Consider the following 23,733-nt stretch of genomic DNA (forward strand, 5'->3'; position numbering starts at 1 on the left):
CAAGTTTTTCCCGTATTCCAGCCCAACGCAACGACAGCGCCAGGACTTGGTGGGCTGAAGCCCACCCTACGGGCTGCAAGCGAATCAAAAGCGCGGCCGAGGCATCCGTCAGGTTTTCCCCGTATTCCAGCCCAACGCAACGACAGCGCCAGGACTTGGTGGGCTGAAGCCCACCCTACGGGCTGCAAGCGAATCAAAAGCGCGGCCGAGGCATCCGTCAGGTTTTTCCCGTGTCCCAGCCCAACGACAGGCCAGGATTTGGTGGGCTGAAGCCCACCCTACGGACTGCAAGCGAATCAATGGCGCGGCCGGCAGCAAACGCCTGTCGAGCTTTTTCTCGCAGCTTGGTGGTGCTTCAGAGCGTGAGCTTGCGGTTCGACGCTTTGAGGAATTCCTGCCTCAACTCATCGAACGTATGCACCGCCGGGAACTGCGGGAACTCGGCGATGACGTTGTCCGGCGCATGGAACAGGATGCCGGCGTGGGCTTCGCTGAGCATGGTGGTGTCGTTGTACGAGTCACCTGCGGCGATTACCCGGTAGTACAGGCTCTTCAGCGCGATGACCGACTGGCGCTTGGGGTCCTTCTGGCGCAGCTGGTAATCCACCACACGATCGTTCTCGTCGGTGATCAGACGGTGACAGAGCAGCGTGGGGAAACCCAGCTGGCGCATCAGCGGCTGCGAAAACTCGTAGAAGGTGTCCGACAGGATCACCACCTGGAAGCGCTCGCGCAGCCAGTCGACGAACTCCGGCGCGCCTTCCAGCGGCTTCAGCGTCGCGATGACCTTCTGGATGTCGGCAAGCTTCAGGCCGTGCTCGTCGAGAATGCGCAGGCGCTGCTTCATCAGTACGTCGTAATCGGGAATGTCACGCGTGGTCGCCCGCAGCGATTCGATTCCGGTGGCCTCGGCAAAGGCGATCCAGATTTCCGGAACCAGCACACCTTCCAGGTCGAGACAGGCTATTTCCACGGGCCACTCCTCAATGCAGAAAATTGAAGGCGGCACTCTAACGGCAGCTCGCGAGCGAAGCAACGCAAGCCTTATATCCGAAGCAGCTGATTAGCGTAGCTAAACGTTATTTAGCGGCATAAACGCCTTTTGCTACCATCCGCCGCCTCAGAGCGCCAAAGCGCCGATGTTACCTATAAGGAAGCCGCCCGATGAGCCCATCTATCGACGTCGCCGCGTTGTCCGCCGCCTACGCCGAAAAATCTCCGCAGGATGTCCTGAAGCTTGCCTTCGACCTGTTCGGCGATGACCTGTGGATTTCCTTCAGTGGCGCCGAAGACGTGGTGCTGGTCGACATGGCCTGGAAGCTGAACAAGAACGTCAAGGTGTTCACGCTCGATACCGGCCGCCTGCACAGCGAAACCTACCGTTTCATCGAGCAGGTCCGCGACCACTACGGCATCGCCATCGAGATCATGACGCCAGACCCCGCGCTGTTGCAGCCGCTGGTCAACGAGAAAGGCCTGTTCAGCTTCTACCGCGACGGGCATGGCGAATGCTGCGGGATCCGCAAGATCGAACCGCTGCGGCGCAAACTGACGACCGTCCGCGCCTGGGCGACCGGACAACGCCGCGACCAGAGCCCCGGCACGCGCAGCCAGGTATCGGTGCTTGAGCTGGACAGCGCGTTCTCGACAGCGGACAACGCATTGTACAAGTTCAATCCGCTGGCGCAGATGACCAGCGAGGAAGTCTGGGGCTATATCCGCATGCTGGAAATCCCCTACAACAGCCTGCATGAACGCGGCTTCATCAGCATTGGCTGCGAGCCCTGCACCCGCGCGGTGCTGCCGAACCAGCACGAGCGTGAAGGCCGCTGGTGGTGGGAAGAAGCGACCCACAAGGAATGCGGGCTGCATGCCGGCAATCTGATCGCCAGGAGCTGATTGACTGAAACAGGGCCGGCGGGCGCAGACGCGACCCGCGGTTTCCGGCTAGTAGGTCGGCAGTTGAATGTCGTCGAACAGCTCATCCAGTTCCGCCTTGTTGCGGCACTGGATCGCTGTTTCGAGCATGTCGCGATTCAGGTGCGGAGCGAACTGCTGAATGAAGTCGCACATGAAGCCGCGCAAGAAGGTGCCACGCCGAAAGCCGATCTTGGTCACGCTGGATTCGAACAGCTCGCTGGCATCCAGCACCACCAGGTCCGAATCCAGCTTGGGGTCGACCGCCATGCGTGCAACGATCCCGACCCCCAGACCGAGACGGACATAGGTCTTGATCACATCGGCATCGGCGGCGGTGAACACCACCTTCGGCGAAAGCCCCCGATGACCGAATGCCTCGTCGAGCTTGGAGCGACCGGTGAAACCGAACACGTAGGTCACGATCGGATGCTCGGCCAGCGTCTCCAGCGTGAGCTTTTCCAGCTTCGCCAGCGGATGCCCCTGAGGCACGATCACGCAGCGGTTCCAGCGATAGCAGGGCATCATCACCAGATCACCGAACAACTCCAGCCCTTCGGTGGCGATAGCGAAGTCGACAGTCCCATCGGCGGCCATCTCGGCAATCTGCATCGGCGTTCCCTGATGCATGTGCAGGGAAACGTCAGGATACTGCTTGATGAAGCTGCTGATCACCCGGGGTAGCGCATAGCGTGCCTGGGTGTGGGTGGTGGCGATGCTCAGCGTTCCCTTCTTTTCATTGGAGAACTCCTGGGCGATTTGCTTGATGCTTTCGCATTTGCGCAGAATTTCGCCTGCCGTGGTGATGATGCGCTCCCCGGCTGGCGTCACCCGGGTCAGGTGCTTGCCACTGCGAGCGAATACTTCCACGCCGAGTTCGTCTTCCAGAAGCCGGATCTGCTTGCTGATGCCGGGCTGAGATGTGAACAGGCTCTGCGCGGTCGCGGACACGTTGAGGTCATGGTGCGCCACTTCCCAGATGTAACGCAGTTGCTGAAGCTTCATAGATATCCCTCAAGGCAACGGCGCCACCGCGCCTGCCGCAACACTTATAACCAAATGGACGAATCACCCCTGATGATAGATATTCCGTCCGGTTTTTGCTGTGCGACCTTTAGTCAGAGTGGACGCCGCGACGAATTCAGCTTAGCAGCGCGGCGGCGACCGAGCCGGGACGCTGCCTTCAGCGGCCGCGGCGATCGAGAAAGCGCAGCAAGTCGTGCAGCAACGCGGTCCGCGGCATGCAGACGCCCGCCGCGGCGGCCGCCGCCAGCGGTGCCGCGTAGATGGCCTGGAGTTCCATGGGGCGGCGCTGGAATCGATCGTGATACATGCTCGGCAGATAATCGGGCATGCGTGCCGTCCCCATCAGCAGCTTGTCCGGAAAATCCTCGGGCAGGATATGTCCCAGCGCATGCGCCGCCGCACACACCTCCTGCATGATCGCCTTGATCTGTTCGCGCGTATCGTCACTGCCAAGCAGCGCTTCGGTGCCGGCATCCAGCAGCGCAGAAAGGCCGTTGAACGGCACGTTCCACACCAGCTTCATCCAGCGAGCCTGGGCCAGGCTCGGCATCGCCGACGAATCCACGTTCGCGCACCGGAACATCTCGACCATCTCGTTGAGCAGAGCGAGCTGCGCGTGCGAATCGTCCTGCACAGGCCCCGAGTGGTAGCCGAGGCTGACTCCGCCGAGTGCCTGATGCTCCACAACTCCTGGCGCCGAGCGATGAGCGCAGATCGCGCACAGACCACCCAGCAGGTGGATACTTGGCGGCAGTGACGGCCGCAGGTCGTCTTCGACACCCAGCCCGTTCTGCAGCACCACGACCTTGCAGCCCGGCGCGGCAACCTGCGCGATGAGGGGTGCCAGCTCCTCGTTACTGGTACTTTTGGCGCCTACCAGCACCCAGTCGCATGGCGGCATCTGCGATGCGTCACGATAGACCCGAGGCTGCTCCAGCAGCAGGGAACCATGAACGGCACTGTGGACACGCAGGCCGTGCTCGCGAACGGCAGCATATTCGCTGCGCAGCAGAAAATGGACCTCGTAACCGGCCCGCGCCAACATCAGGCCGTAAAAACCACCGATGGCGCCAGTACCGATGATGCCTATACGCGGGCTTACTGCAGTCATACACGCTCCATAGAAGGACCGATGGTCATGACCATCGCGCCAACCGATTGAAAAACCGAACAATAGCAGTCGGGTAGCCTGACTCCCAGCTCCCGGCCGGTTCGCGAGCGCAGCGTCCATCAGAAGCGGGCGGATCACGCCTATGGGCCATCAATCTCGTTGTCGAGTGCGGCCAATAGCGCTAAGGTTCCGTTTCCCCGCTGCGCCCTCAGGCTGTGTTCCGCCGCACCGGGATCGCTGGCGGACGGCCCCCGTGATTCCTGACGAGTAACAAATGGCTGATTTACCAATCGACGACCTCAACGTTGCCTCCAACGTGACCCTGATCACGCCCGAGCAACTGAAGCGTGAAATCCCGCTGACCGCCTCGGCACTGCAGACCGTCTCCCACGGGCGCCAAGTGGTTCGCGACATTCTCGACGGCAAGGACCACCGCCTGTTTCTGGTGATCGGCCCCTGCTCCATCCACGATCTCAAGGCTGCCCATGAGTATGCCGAGCGCCTCAAGGTCCTGGCGGAAAAGGTTTCCGATAGCCTGTTCCTCGTCATGCGGGTGTACTTCGAGAAGCCACGTACCACGGTCGGCTGGAAAGGACTGATCAACGATCCCTACATCGACGACTCGTTCAAGATCCAGGATGGCCTGCACATCGGCCGCAAGCTCCTGCTCGACCTGGCCGAAATGGGCCTACCCACGGCGACCGAAGCACTGGACCCGATTTCCCCGCAGTACCTTCAGGACCTGATCAGCTGGTCGGCTATCGGTGCACGTACCACCGAATCGCAGACGCACCGCGAGATGGCCTCGGGGCTCTCGTCTGCCGTCGGCTTCAAGAACGGCACCGATGGCAGCCTGACCGTGGCAATCAATGCCCTGCAATCGGTCTCCAGCCCTCATCGCTTCCTTGGTATCAACCAGTCCGGCGGCGTTTCCATCGTCACCACCAAGGGCAACAACTACGGCCACGTGGTGCTGCGTGGTGGCAATGGCAAGCCCAACTACGACTCGGTCAGCGTCGCAGTATGCGAGCAGGAGCTGAACAAGGCCGGCATTCGCCCGAACATCATGATCGATTGCAGCCACGCCAACTCCAACAAGGACCCCGCCCTGCAACCGCTGGTGATGGAGAACGTCGCCAACCAGATTCTCGAAGGCAACGAGTCCATCGTCGGCCTGATGGTCGAAAGCCACCTCGACTGGGGCAACCAGTCGATCCCGAAGGATCTCTGCGACCTCAAGTACGGCGTATCCATCACCGACGCCTGTATCGACTGGGAGACCACCGAGAAAGCCGTCATGAGCATGCATGAAAAGCTCAAGGACGTGTTGCCCGGGCGGCAGCGCAACTGAAATGAAAAACGCCGGTCTTCCGGCGTTTTTTTCATGGGCCCGGATCGGCCTTGTCCGGGCTCGATCGGTTGCGCTCGATATAGCGTTCGACATATGAGCAGGAAGGAATGACCTGATAGCCCTCGCGCTCGGCATATTCGAGCGCGTGCTGCGCCAGCACCGCGGCTATGCCTCGTCCACGCAGGGCATCGGGTACGAATGTGCGGTACATATCCAGCGTCTGCTTGCCCAGATCCATGTAAGCCAGATAGGCGCAGTGGCCATCGACCTCGGCCTCGAAACGATGACCGGCAAGATCATGGTGAACGCGCACCGTATCGCTCATCTTTAACTCCTCAGCAGGGTCGCCCTGTCTTCTTGTTCTCAGTGGCAGAAGGCACGTTGCTGCATCCGCCGTCAATTTCATGGGTCTTCTGTTCTACCTGTTTCCGCTCGATTCGGCCAGCCTCTCACTGATCAATATTTGTTCGACAGGATTAGGGGAACTTCGACCCCAGCGTCGGATCATTCCAACCAGGCAGCGTTAGAAACAGGCCCTGGGCTGGATGTTTTTCATCCAACTTGCCGTAATGAGCGCTGAAGCAACGGCAGTTTGAAAAAAAACCTGTAGCACCACCGTCGGCTCAGTTTACTTAAGCTAACTTATAGGTAGTATGTGCGCGCAAACTTTCCATAACGGAAGTTGCTTTATGGATTTCCACCTTAAGGGGAACAAGATGAACAACGTTCTGAAATTCTCTGCTCTGGCTCTGGCCGCAGTTCTGGCTACCGGTTGCAGCAATAGCATGACCAAAGAAAGCGAAGCTCGCCTGACCGCGACCGAAGACGCCGCTGCCCGCGCCCAGGCTCGCGCTGACGAAGCGTACAGCAAGGCCGACGAAGCTCTGGCCGCCGCTCAGAAGGCTCAGCAGACTGCTGACGAAGCCAACGAGCGTGCTCTGCGTATGCTGGAACGCGCCAGCCGCAAGTAAGCTTCACGAAATGAAAAAAGCCGACCTTTGCAGGTCGGCTTTTTTTATACGCTCACGACCGCCCCATCAGAACAACTGATCCTCCTGGGCCGCGACTTCGGTACGCTGCTCGGCAATCTGCACCGGCAGACCATCCTCGCCGGCGATGATCTCACGCACCATTTCCCAATCCAGATGCAGGTTGCCCGCCGCCTCGTCACGCTTGAGCAGCGTGTTGATGACAACGGCATGCTTGTCCATCAGGGTCAACGTCTTTTCCTCGCCCTCCTCCAGCGGCGCATGCGCCTCGAGGTAGACCTTGCCCTCGCTGACGCCGAACTTGTATGGCTCGTCGACGATACGCACCGGCGTGCCGACCTTGACCATCTTCGCCAGCTCCAGCACGTTGTGGTTGAGCATGCGGAAGCAACCGTGACTGACGCGCATGCCGATGCCGAATTTCTTGTTCGAGCCATGGATCAGGTAGCCGGGCAGGGCCAGGCTCATCTTGAACGGTCCCAGCGGGTTATCGGGCCCCGGCGGCACAACGGTCGGCAGCGGATCACCTTCGGCGGCATGCTCTTCGCGAATCGACTGCGGTGGGTACCATGCAGGGTTGCTGGTCATCGCCGAAATACGGGTATTGCCGACTGGCGAACCCCAACCTTCCCGGCCGATGCCTAGCGGAAAGGTGTGCACCACATTCTGCCCTTGCGGGTAGTAGTACAGGCGATATTCGGCAAGATTGATCACGATCCCCTCGCGGGGGCCGGACGGCAGGATGAAGCGGGTCGGCAGGATGATGTCCGTTCCCGCCCCCGGCAGCCAGGGATCGACGCCAGGATTCGCCGCAACCAGCTCCAGATAACCGAGGTCATGGGTTTCACCGAGCGCCGCGAAGGTGTCTTCGTAGCGAGCCTTGATGACCTGGACCTGGCCGACGATATCGTCCCCCTCGGGCGGCAACGGCAACTCAAGGGCTGCGCAGGTGCCTGCCGAGAGCAACGCAGCGAATGACAAACAGGAGGCGACAGCGGACGCGCGCGAGAGCATTCAGAGAATCCTTGGACATGGAATATGAAGAGATGGTGGCGATTGTACTTGAAGCCGCTGAAAACAGTGATCTACCACGCCGCTGCCGCGGACGGAAGTCCCTTGCGCCGCGCTTCCAGAAGCTGCCGGCAGTGTGGGCACAACTGCCGATCCTTCAGCGTGGCGCGTTCGAGCTCCCTCCAGCGCGGCTGGGCCGGCAGCAGGCCGCCGCACAGCGTACGGTCGGCATTACCGCTCAGCTCCAGTTGGCGCAGCGCCAGGTGCAGTCGATTTTCACGACAGGCGAACATGTCGTACTGCTCGTCCGGCACGATAAGTCGATAAGCGTAAAGGGTCCTGGCTGAGCGCGACATCTGAGGCTCCAATCGAGGGCGCGACAGTAGCTGCGCGCACGCCTCAAAGCAAGGGCTCGAGCGCCGGCCAGACCGTCTCCAGCAGCAGTGTCTGCGCTTGCGCCGTAGGATGGATGCCGTCGGCCTGCATCATGCCCGCAACGCCCCCTACGCCCTCCAGCAGGAAGGGAACATAGGCGACCGATTTCTCGCTAGCCAGCGAATCGAACGCATCGGCAAACGCACGGGTGTAACGCTGACCGAGATTCGGCGGCATGCGCATGCCCAGCAACAGCACGTCTGCTCCGGCACCACGACTGCGCTCGATCATCCCGGCAAGATTCTGTTTCAATTGGACCGGCGACTGACCACGCAGTCCATCGTTGCCTCCCAGCTCCAGGATGACCACCTCCGGGGCATGCTCCTCGAGCAGCGGTCCGAGCCTGGCAAGCCCACCAGCCGTGGTGTCGCCACTGATGGAGGCATTCACTACACGCCAGGAATCATCCTTTTCGACCAGCCGCTCCTGCAGCAGGTGCACCCACCCCTGGCTGGTTTCCAGCCCGAAAGCGGCGCTGATACTATCGCCGACCACCAGAACGGTTCCGGCCAGGGCTCCCTGAGTCCAGCAAAGCAACGCCAGGGCCCCGCATTTCAGCCAACTACGCATCGGATTCCCTCATGAGCGGCAACATTCTCGACGCCCGGAACCTTAACAAAGTGGTACCCAGCGCGGAAGGCGAGCTGAGCATCCTTGCCGACCTGTCGCTGCAGCTGGCCAAGGGCGACAGCCTTGCCATCGTCGGCACCTCGGGCTCGGGCAAGTCCACCCTCCTCGGCCTGCTTGCCGGACTGGATCTGCCGAGCTCGGGTGAAGTGCATCTCGCCGGCCATGCGCTTTGCATGCTCGACGAGGACCAGCGAGCCCGGGTACGTGCCGAGCATGTCGGCTTCGTCTTCCAGTCCTTTCAGCTGCTGGACAGTCTGAACGCACTGGAGAACGTCATGCTGCCGCTGGAGCTGGACGGTCGTCATGACGCGCGCGAGCGCGCTACCGGGCTGCTCACGCGAGTGGGGCTGGGAGAACGCCTGCATCACTATCCGCGCCAGCTTTCCGGCGGCGAACAACAGCGCGTGGCGCTGGCGCGCGCCTTCGCGGCCGAACCGGACGTGCTGTTCGCCGACGAGCCTACCGGCAACCTCGATACCCATACCGGCGCGCACATCACCGAACTGCTGTTCGAACTCAACCGCGAGCGCGGGACCACGCTGGTTCTGGTGACCCATGACGAACGGCTGGCCAGCCGCTGTCAGCGGATGCTGCGGCTCGAGGGCGGCCGGCAGATCGCTGTCGAGGCCGGCGCATGATGCGCCTGCCCAAGACCCGCCTCCTTGCCCTGGCGTATCGCCAACTGGTGCGCGACGCCCGCGCCGGCGAGCTGCGGGTACTGTTCTTCGCGCTGCTCGTCGCCGTCGCCGCCAGTACCGCGATCGGTTACTTCGGCGCGCGCCTGAACGACGCCATGCTACTGCGCGCCAGCGAGTTTCTCGGCGCCGATCTGGTGCTACGCGGCAGTGCTCCGGCGACACCGGAGCAAATAGAGGCAGGCCAGCGGCGCAGTCTGACGCATGCCCAGGTGGTGGAGTTTTCCAGCGTCATCGCCACCGACCAGAATCTGCAACTGGCCAGCGTGAAGGCGGCCGGTAATGGCTACCCGCTGCGCGGCACACTGCGTAGTTCCGCACAGCCGTACGCGATCGAGCAGCCGGGCGGCGGCCCAGCACCCGGCGAGGCATGGGCCGAAGCCCGGCTGTTCGCCGCGCTGGACCTGGTGATCGGTGACAGCATCGAGGTTGGCAACAAGCCTCTGAGACTGACCCGCGTGCTGACCTATGAACCGGACAGGGTTGGCGACTTCTACAGTCTGACCCCGCGCGTGTTGATGCATCTCGACGACCTGGCTGCGACCGGCGTCGTGCAACCTGGCAGCCGGGTGCGCTATCGCGAACTCTGGAGCGGCGAAAGCGATGCGTTGGCCGCGTATCAGGACGATCTGAAAAGCAGCCTGCAGCCGCACCAGCGCATCGAAACCGCGGGTGACAGCAACCGCCAGATCGGCGGCGCCCTGGGGCGCGCCGAGCGCTACCTGAACCTCGCCAGTCTCGCCGCGATACTTCTGGCCGGTGTAGCCGTTGCCCTTTCCGCGGCTCGCTTTGCCAGCCGCCGCTTCGATGCCAGCGCGCTACTGCGCTGTCTCGGCCTGTCCCGCGCTGATGCGCTGCAACTCTATGCCCTGCAGCTGGGCATGCTCGGCCTGTTGGCCAGTGTCGCGGGCGCCTTGCTCGGCTGGCTCGCACAACACGGGCTGTTCTTCCTCCTGCGCGATCTGCTGGCGCAGGAAATTCCACCTGGCGGCTTCTGGCCCGCTGTTGCCGGGATCGCTACCGGACTGGTGGCACTGGCCGGATTCGCCTTGCCCCCACTTGCCGCACTGGGACGCGTGCCGCCGTTGCGCGTGCTGCGCCGCGACATGCTGCCCGTGCCTCCGAGTGTCTGGCTGGTGTACGGCACGGCGATTCTCGCCCTCGGGCTGATCATGTGGCGCCTGAGCCTCGACCTGAAGATCACCCTGGCTCTGCTGGGCGGCGGTCTGCTGGCCACGCTGCTGCTCGGCGGCCTGTTGTTGCTGGGCCTCAAAGGCATGCGGCGGCTGCTGGCCGGCGCGTCGCTGAGCTGGCGCCTGGGCCTTGGCCAGTTGTTGCGGCACCCGCTGGCTGCCGCCGGCCAGGCGCTCGCCTTCGGCCTGATCCTGCTGGCCATGGCGCTGATCGCGCTGCTGCGTGGCGAGCTGCTCGATACCTGGCAGGACCAGTTGCCGGACGATGCGCCCAACCATTTCGTACTCAACGTGCTGCCAGCCGAGAAGGACGCGTTCGCCGAACGTATCGCCGCGCTCTCCAGTCATGCCGCGCCGTTGTACCCCGTCGTGCCGGGGCGTCTCGTTGCGATCAATGGCGAGCCGGTGCGCCAACTGGTCAGCAAGGAATCCCAGGGTGAGCGCGCCGTTCACCGCGACCTCAGCCTTACCTGGTCTGCCGAGCTACCGGAGGACAATCGACTGATCGCCGGCCAGTGGTGGGGCCAGAAGAATCAGCAGACCCCCGGCGTATCGGTCGAGGCGGAGCTCGCCGAGAGCCTGCGCCTGAAACTGGGCGACCGCCTTTCCTTCAGCATCGGCGGCCTCACCCGGGACGCCAGCGTCACAAGTCTGCGCGAGGTCAACTGGGACAGCTTCCAGCCAAACTTCTACATGATCTTCGAACCCGACAGCCTGCAAGGCATGCCTGCGACCTACATGACCAGCTTCCATCTGCCGGCCGGCAACGAGCGTGCTCTGGTGGAGCTGGCCCGCGCCTTCCCGTCGGTCACCCTGCTGCAGGTCGAGGCGCTGCTCGGCCAGCTGCGCAGCATTCTTGCGCAGGTGTCGCTGGCCGTTGAGTACGTGCTGCTGTTCGTACTCGCTGCGGGGCTTGCGGTGTTGTTCGCCGGGCTGCAGTCGACGCTCGACGAGCGCATCCGCCAAGGTGCGCTGTTGCGGGCGCTCGGGGCGGAGCGACGCTTGCTGCTCCGCGCTCGCCGGGCCGAGTTCGGTTTGCTTGGCGCAGCCAGTGGGCTGCTCGCGGCGCTCGGTTGCGAACTGGTCAGCGCACTGCTCTATCACTATGCCTTCGATCTGCGCTGGGAGCCGCATCCATGGCTGCTTACCTTGCCACTCATCGGAGCGCTGCTGGTCGGCGGAGCGGGCATCATCGGTACGCGACGCGCGCTCAACGTCAGCCCGTTGACCGTGCTGCGCGATAATTGAGCAGGTAGAATCGGCGCTTTTCAGCAAGGTCGGAATTCCATGAGTCGCTACCGTCCCCCCCGCCCGGCTGGCACCCCCCTGATCACGCCGGAGGGTGAAGCGCGGCTTCGCGCCGAACTGCACGAGCTCTGGCACGTCAGGCGACCGCAGGTAACCCAGTCGGTGAGCGAGGCGGCAGCGCAGGGTGACCGTTCGGAAAACGCCGAATACACCTATGGCAAGAAGATGCTGCGCGAGATCGACAGTCGCGTGCGTTTTCTCACCAAGCGTCTGGAAAAGCTCAAGGTGGTCACAGAGCGCCCCGGCGACCCGAACAGAGTGTACTTCGGCGCCTGGGTGACGCTGGAGGACGAGGACGGTGAGGAGGCCCGCTACCGGATAGTCGGGCCGGACGAACTGGACCTGCGTAAGGGCCTGATCAGCATCGACTCACCGCTGGCACGCGCGCTGGTGGGAAAGGCTCTGGATGCCGAGATTCAGGTACAGACCCCTACCGGTACGAAGCTCTGGTATGTGATAGCCATCGACTACCCGTGACCCGCCGGCCAGGCGACGCGTAGAGCGACCGGGCGATCAGTTGGCCGCCGTCTTGCGGTCGGCTTCCAGCAGGTAGCGCTCGCGCTGGTAGGCCAGGTAGTACTTGTTGACGCTGTTGACATAGGCCACCACCCCCATGCCGAGGGTTTCCATGGCGATTCGCTCGACCTGAAAGAACCACTGGTCCGGGTTGAGGCCGCGCCGACGCGCCTCGGCGCGCATGCTCTGTACCCGCTGAGGTCCCAGGTTGTATGCCGCCAGGATGAACGCCATGCGCTCGCGCTCGTTCAGGCGCGGGCTGGCGAAGTAGTTGCGGCGAATACTGGCCAGGTACTTCGCGCTGGCCTGCACATTGCGGTCCAGCTGCTCGATATTGCTCACGCCCATCGCGCGAGCCGTCGCCGGCGTCACCTGCATCAGGCCCGTTGCGCCGCCCGCGCCTCTGGCGGCGGGGTTCAGCGTGGACTCCTTGAATGCCAGGGCAGCAAGGTTCAGCCAGTCCAGCTCGATCTGTTCGGCATAGCGCTGCAGCGTCGGCCGGACCTTTTCCAGGCGCTGCCGGCCGACACGGTCGAGCGGGTACTGCACCTTGTACAAGCGTCGGTAAACCCGCTCGAAAGCTGCATCCTGGTTGTCTGGCAGATCGAAATCCTTGAGGAAGCGGTCGGCACTGGCTCGCAGCATGCTGGCCTCCTTGCGCACGAACCAGTGAATGCTGGCCTTGTCGCCCAACCTCAGGTGCTGTTCGATGCGCAACCTTGGCATGACCTTGGCCCAGCGCTGCGCGATGGTCTGTTCAACGACGGTCGCCGGGTAGACGCCGGCCTGCACCATCTCCAGCACATCCTCGACCGCCAGCGTCGGATCGACCCACTCGGCGACGATAGGCGCCAGCCTGCGGGCCATCAACTGCTTGTTGAGCCGCGCCAGCGCAGGCCCGGCGGCGCTGCCCGGAGATAATGCGAGGCTGCGCCCGGACAGCTGTTCCAGCCGCTGATAGCGAGGCCCGCCCTGGCGACCGACCATCACCAGCGACACGTCACGAACCACTGGCAGGCTACGGCTGACGCCTTTCATCCCGGACAGCGGCAACAGTTCACCCGGCGCCACCAGATCGCCTTCGCCGCGCTGCAGCGCGCCAAGCAACTGATCCTTGGCTTTGGGAATGAGCCTCAGGGTCACCGTCCGCCCCGCTGCCGCGTTGCGGTTCAAATATTGCTCGAAGGCCCGCAGCCGCGCGTACTCCACGCCGATCGCCTCGCCCTTGACCTCACCGGAACTGTTGCGACTCTGATTGACCAGCACGCGCAATACGCCGCTGCGGCGTATTTCGGCAAGATCACGTACCTTGTCGGTCGATTGCCAGGCCTCGGGGCCGGCCAGGCGCGCGTTCGCCATGGCCGGCAACAACGCCAGCAACAGGGAGAACAGAAGTGGCAGCAATCGTGACATCGAGGATGCACCGGTTCGAAGACGCTGGAAAACGCTAACGCGGTGCTCCCTGCCCGCGACGGTGGCAAGCGTCTCACAGGCGCCGGATTTGTGCCAGTTCAGCCCTAGCAAGCGCTTTAGGTATATTGTTTATATATCTGATTTTATTATGTTTTTAAGAGGCCCTTATGCAGCTCATCGACATCGGCGTCAATCTGACCCACCCGACATTCGCCTCTGCACCCGCTGCGGTCGTCGAGCGCGCCAGGGCAGCCGGAGTCACCCAACTGGTGCTTACCGGCACCAGCCTCGACGAAAGCGAAGCAGCGCTGAAACTCTGCCGCGCCCTCGATGAGACCCGCCAGCATCTGTTCAGCACCGCCGGGGTCCATCCGCATGACGCCAGCCATTGGACAGCCGACAGCGCAAGCCAGCTGAGCGCCCTGCTGAGCGAACCCGAGGTGCGGGCGGTCGGCGAGTGCGGACTGGATTTCAATCGCGACTTCTCGCCTCGCCCACAGCAGGAGCGCGCCCTGGAGGCCCAGTTGCAGCTGGCGGTCGAACTGCAGCAGCCGGTGTTCCTGCATGAGCGTGAGGCCAGCGAGAGGCTGGTGGCGATCCTGCGCCCATTCCGCGACCAGCTGAAAGCTGCCGTGGTGCACTGTTTCACCGGCGACAAGCGCGCGCTGTATGCCTACCTCGACCTCGACCTGCACATCGGCATCACCGGCTGGATCTGCGACGAGCGCCGCGGCACCCACCTGCACCCACTGGTCAAGGACATTCCCGAAGGACGATTGATGCTGGAAAGCGACGCCCCCTATCTGCTGCCGCGCAGCTTGCGACCGAAACCCAGGAGTGGCCACAACGAACCGGCCTATCTGCCCGAGGTGCTGCGCGAGGTCGCCCGCCATCGCGGCGAAAGCGAAGCGTCCCTGGCAGCCCACTCCACAGCCTGTGCGCGATCATTCTTCGGCCTGCCCGGTCTGGACTGATTCACAGAATTTGCTCAAGCTCTGCCCACCGCGGCCGCTAATTGTTCAGCCGTACCGCAAGCGTTCATCCGCGCTCGGGCAAATCCATATCGAAGAAGAGCAGTCATGGCCGTCTGGATTCGCGATCTGTCGCTCAAGTACAAGTTCTGGGCACTCAACATGGTGTCCTTCGTCATCGCTCTGTTGCTGGTGCTTTACGCCGTGCAACTGGAACAAGACGCCCGTAGCGCCGATAGCCGCGCAGCCAGCCAGGCCCAGGCCGCATTGCTGGCGGCCTGGCCGGAAGCCGCGGAGCTGCCGCAAGGCCAGGGGCTGATCGCCTTCCAGGCCGGCCAACCCGTACAGGTCGAAGGCCAGCCAGTGGCTGACAGCGGCTGGACGCAACTGCCCCACGACCGTCTGTTCTCCAGCAACCCCGTGGTTGGAGTGCAGGTGGTCGAGCGCCCGGATGGACAGAAGCTGGCCGTGCTGGCGCGTGCGCCCAGTATCATCGAGGTGCTGAGCGAGCATTTCATCAGTTATGCCGCAACCGTCGCGGTACTGATGTTCGGGCTGCTGGCTGCATCGCAGTTGCTGATCCGCTTCCTGCTCAGCCATCTCAATACGCTCAAGGATGTCATGTTGCACGTAGAACGCAGCGGCGACCTGCAGGCCCGCGTGCCGCTGGACAGCCGCGATGAGGTCGGCCAGATGGCCAGCGCCTTCAACGCCATGCAGGACGGTTATCAGCGCGTGGTCAGCACCGTCGCCCAGGCCGCGGCCCGCCTCGACGAGGGTGCCGGGCGCCTGGCCAGGAGCATGAATGACGTCCATCAGGGCATGCGCGGTCAGCAGGGTGAAACCGACCAGGCCGCGACGGCGATCAACGAGATGAGCGCCACGGTCCATCAGATCGCCAACCATGCACGCGAAACACGGGACCAGTCGCAGAACGCCGACCGGCTGGCCGGCGATGGCCACCGGGTGGTCGGCCAGGTCGAGAAATCCATTTCCAGCCTTTCCCGGGGTGTTCAGCAAACCGGCGAGATGATCGAGCAGCTCGCTGCCGACAGCCAGAAGATCAACGGTGTCGTCAGCGTAATCCACAGCATCGCCGAGCAGACCAACCTGCTCGCACTCAACGCTGCGATCGAAGCGGCGCGCGCCGGCGAGCAGGGTCGTGGCTTCGCCGTGGTCGCCGACGAAGTGCGCAACCTGGCCAGGCGTGTACAGGACTCCACGGACGAGATCACCCAGATGATTTCCAGCCTGCAGGCCATGACCCGTGATGCAGTGGAGTTCATGCAGGAAAGCTCGCTCAAGGCCGATGACTGCGTCCGGGAAGCCCATGAAGCGGCTCAGGCGCTGGAAGCCATCACCGATGCAGTGGCGCAGATGCGTGACAGCAACATGCAGATCGCCGTCGCCGCCGAGCAGCAGAGCCAGGTTGCCGAAGAGCTCAATCGCTCGGTCACCGGCATCCGCGATGTCACCGAACGGACCGTCGACCAGACCGTCGCCTCGGCTACCACCAGCGAGGAACTGGCGGCCCTGTCGGGGGAACTTAGCCGGGCCATCCGCCAGTTGAAGTTGTAACTCCTCCGCCGTTTCTCCTACGGTTGAACCGGGCGGCGCTCCGCAAAGGAGCGCCGCGACGAAGCCCAACGCACCACACCGATGCCTGCCGGGCTTCGCTGCGCTCAGCGCCAACCCACGTAGCTACGCCAGGCAAAGCACCTGCAGCAACGTGCCGGCGACAGCTCGCTTCGAACACTCCCTGCAAGAAAAGCATGCACCCCTCTCGATATGCGCACCACGATGGCGCAGCCACATGCCGTTCTCACGCTTGCAGCGCCCGGGATACGGCCATGCCGGCGTTTGGCACTGCTCTTGCTACGACCAAGGTGCAGGAAGCTGCAGCTCATGGAACGAGAACAATCCGAAATAGCCGACTAGGGTTCCGGCTCGCGTTGCGAGTGGCTGGTCCGAGAGTTGGCGACCTCCAGTGAGGTTACACGGCGGGACAAAAGCCCGGGAGAAGAGCGTCATGCCACGCAGCTCCTGCGCCATTCCCACACACTGGAGGGTTTGTCATGTGCCCATTCGAATCGGCTTTGCCGGTCACTGTCCTGCCGCATGCTGGTGCACTAGCCGCTCGTAGCGCTAGCAACCGTGTGTCGGTCGCGGTGCGGGGTGCATGCCCATGCGCCTGATCAATCGCTCTCCGAGCCGCAGCGGCTGGCTGGCGCTGGCCATCCTGCCGTTCGCCCTGCTGCTGGCGCTGTACCTGACCAATTCGGCCCAGCGCCTGGAACTCAACCCCAACGACAAACTGCTACCCAGCTTCAGCCAGATGGCCGCCGCGGTGGATCGGCTTGCCTTCACCCCGGACAAGCGCTCCGGCGACTACCTGTTCTGGCAGGACAGCGCCTCCAGCCTGAAACGCCTCGGCACCGGCCTCGCCATCGCCGCCGTTGCCGGTCTTTGCCTGGGCATTGCCGCCGGTACCCTGCCGTTGTTCGCAGCGCCGTTGTCGCCCTTGCTCACGGTACTGTCCATGGTGCCGCCGCTGGCGATCCTGCCCATCCTGTTCATCGTCTTCGGCCTGGGCGAGCTGTCCAAGGTGATGCTCATCGTCATCGGCATCACGCCGATTCTCGCGCGGGATCTGGAGCAGCGAGCCCGCGAAATCCCCCGCGAGCTGCTGATCAAGGCGCAGACCCTGGGCGCCAACACCTGGACCCTGATCCTGCGCCTGGTGCTGCCGCAACTGATGCCGCGCCTGCTGATCAGCCTGCGCCTGGTGCTCGGCTCGGCCTGGCTGTTCCTCATAGCCGCCGAAGCCATCGCCTCTACCGACGGTCTGGGCTACCGCATCTTCCTCGTGCGTCGCTACATGGCCATGGACGTGATCCTGCCCTACGTCGCCTGGATCACTGCATTGGCCTGGGCCATGGATTATCTGCTGCGGCGCCTGACGCAAAAGCTGTTCCCCTGGTACGAAGGAGCCAAGGCATGAGCGACAAGAATGGCAAGACCGTCGCAGGCGGCCCGAACAGTTTCATCCAGGTCAGGAATGTCTGGCAGCAGTACGGCGATCAGGTGGTGCTGGAGCGCCTGAACCTGGCTATCGCCGAGGGTGAGTTCTGCACCCTGGTCGGTGCCTCCGGCTGCGGCAAGTCGACCTTCCTGCGTCTGTTGCTCGGCCAGGAATCGCCCAGTCGTGGCGAGATTCTGCTCGATGGCCAGCCGCTGGCCGACGAACCGGACGCCAGCCGCGGCGTAGTCTTCCAGCGTTATTCGGTGTTCCCGCATCTGTCCGTGCTGGATAACGTCGCGCTCGGCCTTGAACTGCCCCGTGCACCACTGCTGGGTCGCCTGTTCGGCCAAAGCAAGCGCGACGCGCGCGAGCAGGCAGCGCAGATGCTGCACAAGGTCGGCCTCGGGCATGCCCTCGACAAGTATCCGGCGCAGCTGTCCGGCGGCATGCAGCAACGCCTGGCGATCGCCCAGGCGCTGATCATGAAGCCACGCGTGCTGCTGCTGGACGAACCCTTCGGCGCGCTCGACCCGGGTATTCGCAAGGACATGCACGCGCTGTTGCTGGAGCTGTGGCGGGAAACCCGGCTGACCGTGTTCATGGTCACCCACGACCTGTCCGAAGGCTTCACCCTCGGTAGCCGCATCCTGGTCTTCGACAAGCCGCGCATCGATCCCCACGAACCCGGTGCCTACGGCGCGCGCGTGACCTACGACATTCCCTTGCACGCCAGCCGCGGCGCCAATGCTGCCGACAGCCTGCCGGGCCACCTTTCTGCCCACCTTCCAACTGCCTACCAAGGAGCCTGACATGAGTGCTTCCCTCAGCCTGCGCCCGACCCTTTACGAGGAAACCGTCCCCGGTGGCGGACATACCTCCTTCGTGCTCAAGCGCGGCCAACTGCTGCGTATCACCGACATCCAGGGCGGTGCCAACGTCAGCCTGCTGCTGCTCAACGCCATGGAAAAGAGCGAACGACTGAACCTGCCGGACACCCTCAAGTGCCAGCACACCGCCAAACTCACCGCTGGCCACTGCCTGTACTCGGACATGGGCCGCGTGCTCGCCGCGATCACCGCCGACACCTGCGGCTGGCACGACAGCTTCGGCGGCGTGCTGAACGCCGATGAAGTACGGCAGAAGTACGGCGCCGGACGCTACCAGGAGCTGCGCAACGGCTTTTTCCGCAACGGCACGGACAACCTGCTGGTGGAAATGGGCAAGTGGAACCTGAACGTCCAGGACCTGCTGATGGTGCTCAACCTGTTCAGCAAGGTCACCGTGGATGAGGAAGGCGGCTTCGTCTTCCAGAGCGGCAACAGCAAGGCCGACGACTACATCGAGCTCTACGCGCCAATGGACACCCTGGTGATCCTCACCGCCCTGCAGCACCCGCTGGACCCGGCTCCCGAATATGCGCCCAAGCCGGTCCAGCTCAGTTGGCACAAGATCGAAAGCGACGGTATCAGCGTGCTCTGCCGCACTTCGCGCCCGGAAAACGGCCGCGGCTTCCACAACACCGAACGGCTCTACATCTGAGGAGGATGCCGACATGACTATCGTAGAAAGCAGTCTGCACCCCGAAACGGCGGTGTTTCACCATACGATCCCGGCCGGTGAGCCCTACCTGTTCGAGGTCAAGGCCGGACAGACCCTGCGCCTGCTCGATGTCGAAGGCAATCAGGCCATCGATACCCTGTTCTTCTCTGCACGCAACCCGCGCGAGCGCTTCGACCCGCAGCGCACCCTGCGCCGGCAGAACAAGGTCTACCTCACCGCCGGCACAGTGCTCTATTCCAACCTCGGCAATCCGCTGGCGACCATCGTCGCCGACACCTGCGGCCGCCATGACACCCTCGGCGGTGCCTGCGCCCAGGAGAGCAACGTGGTGCGCTATGCCTTGGACAAGCGCTACATGCACAGCTGCCGCGACAACTTCCTGCGCGCCAGCCTGCATGATGGCCGCCTGGAGAAGCGCGACATCGGCGCCAACATCAACTTCTTCATGAACGTCCCCGTGACCCCCGAAGGCGGCCTGACCTTCGAGGACGGCCTCTCCGCCCCCGGCAAGTATGTGGAGCTGAAGGCCGAGATGGACCTGATCGTGCTGATCTCCAATTGCCCGCAGCTGAACAACCCGTGCAACGGCTGGAACCCGACGCCGGCCGCAGTGCTGGTGTGGAACTAAAGGCACCGTAGGGTGGGCTTCAGCCCACCATGGAGGCCGAATCGCCGGCCGGTGGGCTGAAGCCCACCCTACGAGCGCCTGTAGGAGCGGCCCATGGCCGCGAACGGCGACAACGCCGCCCAAAGGGCTCGCGCCATGGGTGCTCCTGCAAAAGCATTTCAACCCTCGGACGACCGAGGGCGACAACGGACTAAAGCGGGACGGCCCGCCTCCCCCTGAGGGAACCTGAATGTTCGACAAACTCCTGATCGCCAACCGCGGCGCCATCGCCTGCCGCATCCTGCGCACCCTGAAGGCCCTAGACTGCCAGGGCGTGGCCGTCTACTCCGAGGCCGACGCCGCCAGCCTGCACATCCAGCAGGCCGACGAGGCCCACAGCCTCGGCGAAGGCCCGGCCGCCAGCACCTATCTCGTCGTCGAGAAGATCCTCGACATCGCCCGCAAGGCTGGCGCCAAGGCCATCCACCCGGGCTATGGCTTCCTATCCGAGAACGCCGCCTTCGCCGAAGCCTGCGAAGCGGCCGGCATCGCCTTCGTCGGCCCGACCCCGGAGCAACTGCGGGTCTTCGGCCTCAAGCACACCGCCCGCGCGCTGGCCAAACAGCATGGCGTGCCGATGCTGGAAGGCACCGAGCTGCTGGAAAACCTCGACGCCGCGCTGAAAGCCGGTGAGGCGGTAGGCTACCCGGTGATGCTGAAGAGCACTGCCGGCGGCGGCGGCATCGGCATGCGCGTGTGTCGCTCGGCCGAGGAACTTTCGGACGCCTTCGAGGCGGTCAAACGGCTGGGCCAGAACAACTTCAGCGACTCGGGCGTGTTCATCGAGAAATACATCCAGCGCGCTCGTCATCTGGAAGTGCAGGTGTTCGGCGACGGCGCCGGCGAGGTGATCGCCCTCGGCGTGCGCGACTGTTCGGTGCAGCGGCGCAACCAGAAGGTGCTGGAGGAAACCCCGGCGCCGAACCTACCGGCGGGCATGGCCGAAGCGTTGTGCGCGGCGGCGATCACGCTGGCAAAAGCGGTCAACTATCGCAGCGCTGGCACCGTCGAGTTCGTCTACGACGCCGAGGCCCAGCACTTCTACTTCCTCGAGGTGAACACCCGCCTGCAGGTCGAGCACGGCGTCACCGAGCAGGTCTGGGGCGTCGACCTGGTGCGCTGGATGATCGAGCTGGCCGCCGGCGATCTGGCTCCGCTGGCCGAACTGGTGAAGGACCTCACGCCCAGTGGCCATGCGATCCAGGCGCGCCTGTATGCCGAGGACCCAGGCCGCGACTTCCAGCCAAGTCCCGGTTTGCTCACCGCGGTGGACTTTCCCGAAGCAGACGGCAAGTCCCTGCGCATCGATACCTGGGTCGAGGCCGGTTGCGAGATCCCGCCCTACTTCGACCCGATGATCGCCAAGCTCATCAGCTGGGCGCCGGATCGCGAGGCGGCCCGCGCTGCGCTGGATAGCGCCCTGGGCGACACCCTGCTCTACGGCGTGGAAACCAACCGCGACTACCTGCGCCAGATCCTCGCCTACGGTCCGTTCGCCGTGGGCAATCCCTGGACCCGCTGCCTGGAAGGCCTGAGCTATCGGGCAACCACCTTCGAGGTGATCACCGCCGGCACCCAGACCACCGTGCAGGACTTCCCCGGCCGCCTCGGCTACTGGGCGGTGGGCGTGCCGCCGTCCGGGCCAATGGACGGCCGCGCCCTGCGCCTGGGCAACGCCCTGCTGGGTAACCCGGTCGATGCGGCGGGGCTGGAAATCACCATGAGCGGGCCGATCCTGCGTTTCAACACCGACGCGGTGGTCGCGGTGACCGGCGCGGATATTCCACTGAAGCTGGACGACATCGAGCAACCCATGTGCACCGCCCTCTTCGTTCCGGCCGGCAGCACCCTGGCCATCGGCACCATCGCCGGTGCCGGCGCACGCAGCTACCTCTGCGTGCGCGGCGGCCTGCAGGTACCCGAGTACCTGGGCAGCAGGAGTACCTTCACCCTCGGCCAGTTCGGCGGGCATGCCGGCCGCGCCCTGCGTGCCGGCGATGTGCTGCACCTGGCGACATTGACCGATCCCTCGGCCGGCACCAGCCTGCCGCCCGAGCAGTGCAGCGTCCTGCCGGCGATCCGTGAGATCCGCGTGATCTATGGCCCGCACGGCGCGCCGGAGTACTTCACCGAAGGCTACATCGAGCGCTTCTTCGCCACCGACTGGGAAGTGCACTTCAACTCCAGCCGCACCGGCGTGCGCCTGATCGGGCCCAAGCCCGAGTGGGTGCGCGAGAGCGGCGGCGAGGCCGGCCTGCACCCCTCGAACATCCACGACAATCCCTACGCCATCGGCGCGGTGGACTTCACCGGCGACATGCCGGTCATCCTCGGCCCGGACGGCCCGAGCCTGGGCGGCTTCGTCTGCCCGGTGACCCTCATCGAGGCCGACCTCTGGCAGCTCGGCCAGCTCAAGGCGGGCGACAAGGTGCGCTTCGTGCCGGTGGACGTGGCGACGGCGCGGGAGTTGGCGAAGGCCCTGGCCGAGGAATGCACCAGCCCCTGTGGGAGCGAGCTTGCTCGCGAACCGGTCTTCGGAGGTGCATCGTTCGCGAGCAAGCTCGCTCCTACAAAACGGGAAGCGCTCAGCTCCCCCATCGTCCTCGACCTGGGTGAAGCCGACACCCGTCTGCTCGCCCGCCTCTCCGGCGATACCCATTTGCTGCTGGAAATCGGCCAGCCGGAGCTGGACCTGGTGCTGCGCTTCCGCGGCCATGCACTGATGCAGGCGCTGGAGGCGCGGGATCTGGACGGCGTGATCGACCTCACTCCCGGGATCCGCTCGCTGCAGGTGCATTACCAGCCGGAAACCCTGCCGCTGGCGAGCCTGCTCGAATGCATCGTCGATCTGTGGGATGACGTCTGCTCGGCTCGCGACCTCAAGGTCCCCTCGCGCATCGTCCACCTGCCGCTGTCCTGGGACGATCCGGCCTGCCAGTTGGCCATCGAGAAGTACATGACCACGGTGCGCAAGGACGCCCCCTGGTGCCCGAGCAACCTGGAGTTCATCCGCCGCATCAACGACCTGCCCAATCTCGACGAGGTCTATCGCACCGTATTCGAGGCCAGCTACCTGGTGATGGGCCTGGGTGACGTCTACCTCGGCGCACCGGTGGCCACCCCGCTGGACCCGCGCCACCGCCTGGTCACCACCAAGTACAACCCGGCGCGCACCTGGACAGCCGAGAATTCGGTCGGCATCGGCGGCGCCTACATGTGCGTCTACGGCATGGAGGGCCCCGGCGGCTACCAGTTCGTCGGTCGCACCCTGCAGATGTGGAACCGCTACCGCGCGGTGGAGGCCTTCGGCGGCCAGCCCTGGCTGCTGCGCTTCTTCGACCAGATCCGCTTTTACCCGGTCTCGGCAGACGAGTTGCTGCGAATCCGCCGCGACTTCCCGCTGGGCCGCTACCCGCTGCGCATCGAGGAAACCGAGCTGCGCCTCTCCGATTACCAGGACTTCCTGGCGAAGGAGGCCGACAGCATCGAGGCCTTCCGCACCCAGCAGCGTGCCGCCTTCGATGCCGAGCGCCAGCGCTGGATCGCCTCCGGCCAGGCGCACTTCGAGAGCGAGGAAGTCGCCGCCGAGCTGGGCGAGGACGCCCCGCTGGGTACCGGCCAGCACGGCATCGAGAGCCATATCGCCGGCAACCTCTGGCAGGTCTCGGTGGCCGAAGGCGCGCAAGTCGAGGCCGGCGACGTGCTGGTGATCCTGGAGAGCATGAAGATGGAAATCCCGCTCACCGCGCCGGTCGCCGGCGTGGTGAAGGACATCCGTGTGCAACCCGGCTCGCCGGTGCGCGCCGGGCAACGGGTGGTGGTGATCGAGGAGGCGTAAGGCCCAGACCCACCCGACAAACGCCGGGACCACCGTAGGGTGGGCTTCAGCCCTCCAGAGCGAACTCCGCACGGTGGACT

21 protein-coding genes and 1 riboswitch are annotated in these 23,733 nt (G+C 64.1%); of the genes, 13 read left to right on the plus strand and 8 right to left on the minus strand.

From position 1 onward, the window contains the following. Nucleotides 1–355 precede the first annotated feature (355 nt). Nucleotides 356–973, minus strand: a complete 618-nt coding sequence (gene thrH, locus B597_RS38490) for a bifunctional phosphoserine phosphatase/homoserine phosphotransferase ThrH (RefSeq protein ID WP_003294463.1) — start codon at nucleotides 971–973, stop codon at nucleotides 356–358. A gap of 191 nt (nucleotides 974–1,164) precedes the next feature. Between thrH and B597_RS38495 the strand changes: the two genes are divergently transcribed. Then, nucleotides 1,165–1,899: a phosphoadenylyl-sulfate reductase gene (locus tag B597_RS38495; protein WP_003294460.1), complete on the plus strand. Its 735-nt coding sequence runs from the start codon at nucleotides 1,165–1,167 to the stop codon at nucleotides 1,897–1,899. Nucleotides 1,900–1,947: 48 nt separating this feature from the next. Here B597_RS38495 and cysB read toward each other — a convergent pair whose 3' ends face one another. Continuing rightward, nucleotides 1,948–2,922 (minus strand): HTH-type transcriptional regulator CysB, encoded by a 975-nt coding sequence (gene cysB, locus B597_RS38500; protein WP_003294458.1) that lies wholly within the window; start codon nucleotides 2,920–2,922, stop codon nucleotides 1,948–1,950. 178 nt (nucleotides 2,923–3,100) lie between these two features. Beyond that, a complete protein-coding gene (locus B597_RS38505; protein WP_003294456.1) occupies nucleotides 3,101–4,054 on the minus strand; it encodes a putative 2-dehydropantoate 2-reductase in 954 nt (317 codons plus the stop codon). Nucleotides 4,055–4,328: 274 nt separating this feature from the next. Between B597_RS38505 and B597_RS38510 the strand changes: the two genes are divergently transcribed. Continuing rightward, nucleotides 4,329–5,405: a 3-deoxy-7-phosphoheptulonate synthase gene (locus tag B597_RS38510; RefSeq protein ID WP_003294455.1), complete on the plus strand. Its 1,077-nt coding sequence runs from the start codon at nucleotides 4,329–4,331 to the stop codon at nucleotides 5,403–5,405. A gap of 31 nt (nucleotides 5,406–5,436) precedes the next feature. Here B597_RS38510 and B597_RS38515 read toward each other — a convergent pair whose 3' ends face one another. Further along, nucleotides 5,437–5,730 carry a GNAT family N-acetyltransferase gene (locus B597_RS38515; RefSeq protein WP_003294454.1) on the minus strand — a complete coding sequence of 98 codons (294 nt, stop codon included), beginning with the start codon at nucleotides 5,728–5,730 and terminating at the stop codon, nucleotides 5,437–5,439. Nucleotides 5,731–6,121: 391 nt separating this feature from the next. Here B597_RS38515 and B597_RS38520 point away from each other — a divergent pair, with 391 nt between their 5' ends. Further along, nucleotides 6,122–6,376 carry an Lpp/OprI family alanine-zipper lipoprotein gene (locus tag B597_RS38520; RefSeq protein WP_003294452.1) on the plus strand — a complete coding sequence of 85 codons (255 nt, stop codon included), beginning with the start codon at nucleotides 6,122–6,124 and terminating at the stop codon, nucleotides 6,374–6,376. A 66-nt stretch (nucleotides 6,377–6,442) separates the two neighbouring features. Here the strand turns inward: B597_RS38520 and B597_RS38525 are convergent, their stop codons facing one another. The 3 genes from B597_RS38525 to B597_RS38535 form a co-directional block, all read right to left on the minus strand. Further along, nucleotides 6,443–7,408: a L,D-transpeptidase family protein gene (locus tag B597_RS38525; protein WP_003294451.1), complete on the minus strand. Its 966-nt coding sequence runs from the start codon at nucleotides 7,406–7,408 to the stop codon at nucleotides 6,443–6,445. A gap of 71 nt (nucleotides 7,409–7,479) precedes the next feature. After that, nucleotides 7,480–7,761 carry a hypothetical protein gene (locus B597_RS38530; RefSeq protein WP_024162224.1) on the minus strand — a complete coding sequence of 94 codons (282 nt, stop codon included), beginning with the start codon at nucleotides 7,759–7,761 and terminating at the stop codon, nucleotides 7,480–7,482. A gap of 43 nt (nucleotides 7,762–7,804) precedes the next feature. Then, entirely contained in the window at nucleotides 7,805–8,410 is a 606-nt protein-coding gene (locus B597_RS38535; RefSeq protein WP_003294449.1) for an arylesterase, read from the minus strand. A gap of 11 nt (nucleotides 8,411–8,421) precedes the next feature. Between B597_RS38535 and B597_RS38540 the strand changes: the two genes are divergently transcribed. Genes B597_RS38540 through greB form a run of 3 tightly spaced genes read left to right on the plus strand, consistent with a single transcriptional unit; the run spans nucleotide 8,422 to nucleotide 12,143 of the window. Further along, nucleotides 8,422–9,108, plus strand: coding sequence for an ABC transporter ATP-binding protein (locus tag B597_RS38540; RefSeq protein ID WP_003294448.1), 687 nt, complete (start codon nucleotides 8,422–8,424; stop codon nucleotides 9,106–9,108). Continuing rightward, nucleotides 9,105–11,606 (plus strand): ABC transporter permease, encoded by a 2,502-nt coding sequence (locus tag B597_RS38545; protein WP_003294446.1) that lies wholly within the window; start codon nucleotides 9,105–9,107, stop codon nucleotides 11,604–11,606. The genes B597_RS38540 and B597_RS38545 overlap by 4 nt, the downstream gene beginning before the upstream one ends. A gap of 39 nt (nucleotides 11,607–11,645) precedes the next feature. After that, nucleotides 11,646–12,143: a transcription elongation factor GreB gene (gene greB / locus B597_RS38550; protein ID WP_024162225.1), complete on the plus strand. Its 498-nt coding sequence runs from the start codon at nucleotides 11,646–11,648 to the stop codon at nucleotides 12,141–12,143. Between the two features lie 36 nt (nucleotides 12,144–12,179). Here greB and B597_RS38555 read toward each other — a convergent pair whose 3' ends face one another. Then, on the minus strand, nucleotides 12,180–13,595 hold the full coding sequence (locus B597_RS38555) for an MltF family protein (protein WP_031323573.1): 1,416 nt from the start codon (nucleotides 13,593–13,595) through the stop codon (nucleotides 12,180–12,182). Between the two features lie 167 nt (nucleotides 13,596–13,762). Between B597_RS38555 and B597_RS38560 the strand changes: the two genes are divergently transcribed. The 7 genes from B597_RS38560 to uca all read left to right on the plus strand — a co-directional run bounded on the left by B597_RS38560 (nucleotide 13,763) and on the right by uca (nucleotide 23,653). Then, complete coding sequence (locus tag B597_RS38560; RefSeq protein ID WP_003294441.1) at nucleotides 13,763–14,569, plus strand: TatD family hydrolase; 807 nt, start codon at nucleotides 13,763–13,765, stop codon at nucleotides 14,567–14,569. 105 nt (nucleotides 14,570–14,674) lie between these two features. After that, complete coding sequence (locus tag B597_RS38565) at nucleotides 14,675–16,144, plus strand: methyl-accepting chemotaxis protein (RefSeq protein ID WP_003294440.1); 1,470 nt, start codon at nucleotides 14,675–14,677, stop codon at nucleotides 16,142–16,144. Between the two features lie 345 nt (nucleotides 16,145–16,489). Further along, nucleotides 16,490–16,588: riboswitch (guanidine-I (ykkC/yxkD leader) on the plus strand. Between the two features lie 163 nt (nucleotides 16,589–16,751). Further along, on the plus strand, nucleotides 16,752–17,567 hold the full coding sequence (locus B597_RS38570) for an ABC transporter permease (RefSeq protein ID WP_024162226.1): 816 nt from the start codon (nucleotides 16,752–16,754) through the stop codon (nucleotides 17,565–17,567). Then, nucleotides 17,564–18,397, plus strand: a complete 834-nt coding sequence (locus B597_RS38575; protein ID WP_003294434.1) for an ABC transporter ATP-binding protein — start codon at nucleotides 17,564–17,566, stop codon at nucleotides 18,395–18,397. The genes B597_RS38570 and B597_RS38575 overlap by 4 nt, the downstream gene beginning before the upstream one ends. 1 nt (nucleotide 18,398) lies before the next feature. Further along, nucleotides 18,399–19,127: an urea amidolyase associated protein UAAP1 gene (locus tag B597_RS38580; RefSeq protein WP_003294433.1), complete on the plus strand. Its 729-nt coding sequence runs from the start codon at nucleotides 18,399–18,401 to the stop codon at nucleotides 19,125–19,127. 13 nt (nucleotides 19,128–19,140) lie between these two features. After that, nucleotides 19,141–19,776, plus strand: a complete 636-nt coding sequence (locus B597_RS38585) for an urea amidolyase associated protein UAAP2 (RefSeq protein ID WP_003294432.1) — start codon at nucleotides 19,141–19,143, stop codon at nucleotides 19,774–19,776. Between the two features lie 229 nt (nucleotides 19,777–20,005). Then, nucleotides 20,006–23,653 carry an urea carboxylase gene (gene uca, locus B597_RS38590; RefSeq protein ID WP_003294431.1) on the plus strand — a complete coding sequence of 1,216 codons (3,648 nt, stop codon included), beginning with the start codon at nucleotides 20,006–20,008 and terminating at the stop codon, nucleotides 23,651–23,653. The last annotated feature ends 80 nt before the right edge of the window (nucleotides 23,654–23,733 follow it).

Origin of the sequence: Stutzerimonas stutzeri KOS6 (assembly GCF_000307775.2) — a bacterium.
Classification (GTDB): domain Bacteria; phylum Pseudomonadota; class Gammaproteobacteria; order Pseudomonadales; family Pseudomonadaceae; genus Stutzerimonas; species Stutzerimonas stutzeri_B.

What these genes read in the sequence shown, in the direction of transcription:
- B597_RS38555 (WP_031323573.1), bottom strand. Translation starts at nt 13,595, where the DNA reads ATGTCACGATTGCTGCCACTTCTGTTCTCCCTGTTGCTGGCGTTGTTG.
- B597_RS38535 (WP_003294449.1), bottom strand. Translation starts at nt 8,410, where the DNA reads ATGCGTAGTTGGCTGAAATGCGGGGCCCTGGCGTTGCTTTGCTGGACT.
- B597_RS38495 (WP_003294460.1), top strand. Translation starts at nt 1,165, where the DNA reads ATGAGCCCATCTATCGACGTCGCCGCGTTGTCCGCCGCCTACGCCGAA.
- greB (WP_024162225.1), top strand. Translation starts at nt 11,646, where the DNA reads ATGAGTCGCTACCGTCCCCCCCGCCCGGCTGGCACCCCCCTGATCACG.
- B597_RS38565 (WP_003294440.1), top strand. Translation starts at nt 14,675, where the DNA reads ATGGCCGTCTGGATTCGCGATCTGTCGCTCAAGTACAAGTTCTGGGCA.
- B597_RS38510 (WP_003294455.1), top strand. Translation starts at nt 4,329, where the DNA reads ATGGCTGATTTACCAATCGACGACCTCAACGTTGCCTCCAACGTGACC.
- B597_RS38575 (WP_003294434.1), top strand. Translation starts at nt 17,564, where the DNA reads ATGAGCGACAAGAATGGCAAGACCGTCGCAGGCGGCCCGAACAGTTTC.
- B597_RS38525 (WP_003294451.1), bottom strand. Translation starts at nt 7,408, where the DNA reads ATGCTCTCGCGCGCGTCCGCTGTCGCCTCCTGTTTGTCATTCGCTGCG.
- B597_RS38560 (WP_003294441.1), top strand. Translation starts at nt 13,763, where the DNA reads ATGCAGCTCATCGACATCGGCGTCAATCTGACCCACCCGACATTCGCC.
- B597_RS38570 (WP_024162226.1), top strand. Translation starts at nt 16,752, where the DNA reads ATGCGCCTGATCAATCGCTCTCCGAGCCGCAGCGGCTGGCTGGCGCTG.
- uca (WP_003294431.1), top strand. Translation starts at nt 20,006, where the DNA reads ATGTTCGACAAACTCCTGATCGCCAACCGCGGCGCCATCGCCTGCCGC.
- B597_RS38585 (WP_003294432.1), top strand. Translation starts at nt 19,141, where the DNA reads ATGACTATCGTAGAAAGCAGTCTGCACCCCGAAACGGCGGTGTTTCAC.
- B597_RS38515 (WP_003294454.1), bottom strand. Translation starts at nt 5,730, where the DNA reads ATGAGCGATACGGTGCGCGTTCACCATGATCTTGCCGGTCATCGTTTC.
- B597_RS38505 (WP_003294456.1), bottom strand. Translation starts at nt 4,054, where the DNA reads ATGACTGCAGTAAGCCCGCGTATAGGCATCATCGGTACTGGCGCCATC.
- B597_RS38545 (WP_003294446.1), top strand. Translation starts at nt 9,105, where the DNA reads ATGATGCGCCTGCCCAAGACCCGCCTCCTTGCCCTGGCGTATCGCCAA.
- B597_RS38520 (WP_003294452.1), top strand. Translation starts at nt 6,122, where the DNA reads ATGAACAACGTTCTGAAATTCTCTGCTCTGGCTCTGGCCGCAGTTCTG.
- B597_RS38540 (WP_003294448.1), top strand. Translation starts at nt 8,422, where the DNA reads ATGAGCGGCAACATTCTCGACGCCCGGAACCTTAACAAAGTGGTACCC.
- cysB (WP_003294458.1), bottom strand. Translation starts at nt 2,922, where the DNA reads ATGAAGCTTCAGCAACTGCGTTACATCTGGGAAGTGGCGCACCATGAC.
- B597_RS38580 (WP_003294433.1), top strand. Translation starts at nt 18,399, where the DNA reads ATGAGTGCTTCCCTCAGCCTGCGCCCGACCCTTTACGAGGAAACCGTC.
- B597_RS38530 (WP_024162224.1), bottom strand. Translation starts at nt 7,761, where the DNA reads ATGTCGCGCTCAGCCAGGACCCTTTACGCTTATCGACTTATCGTGCCG.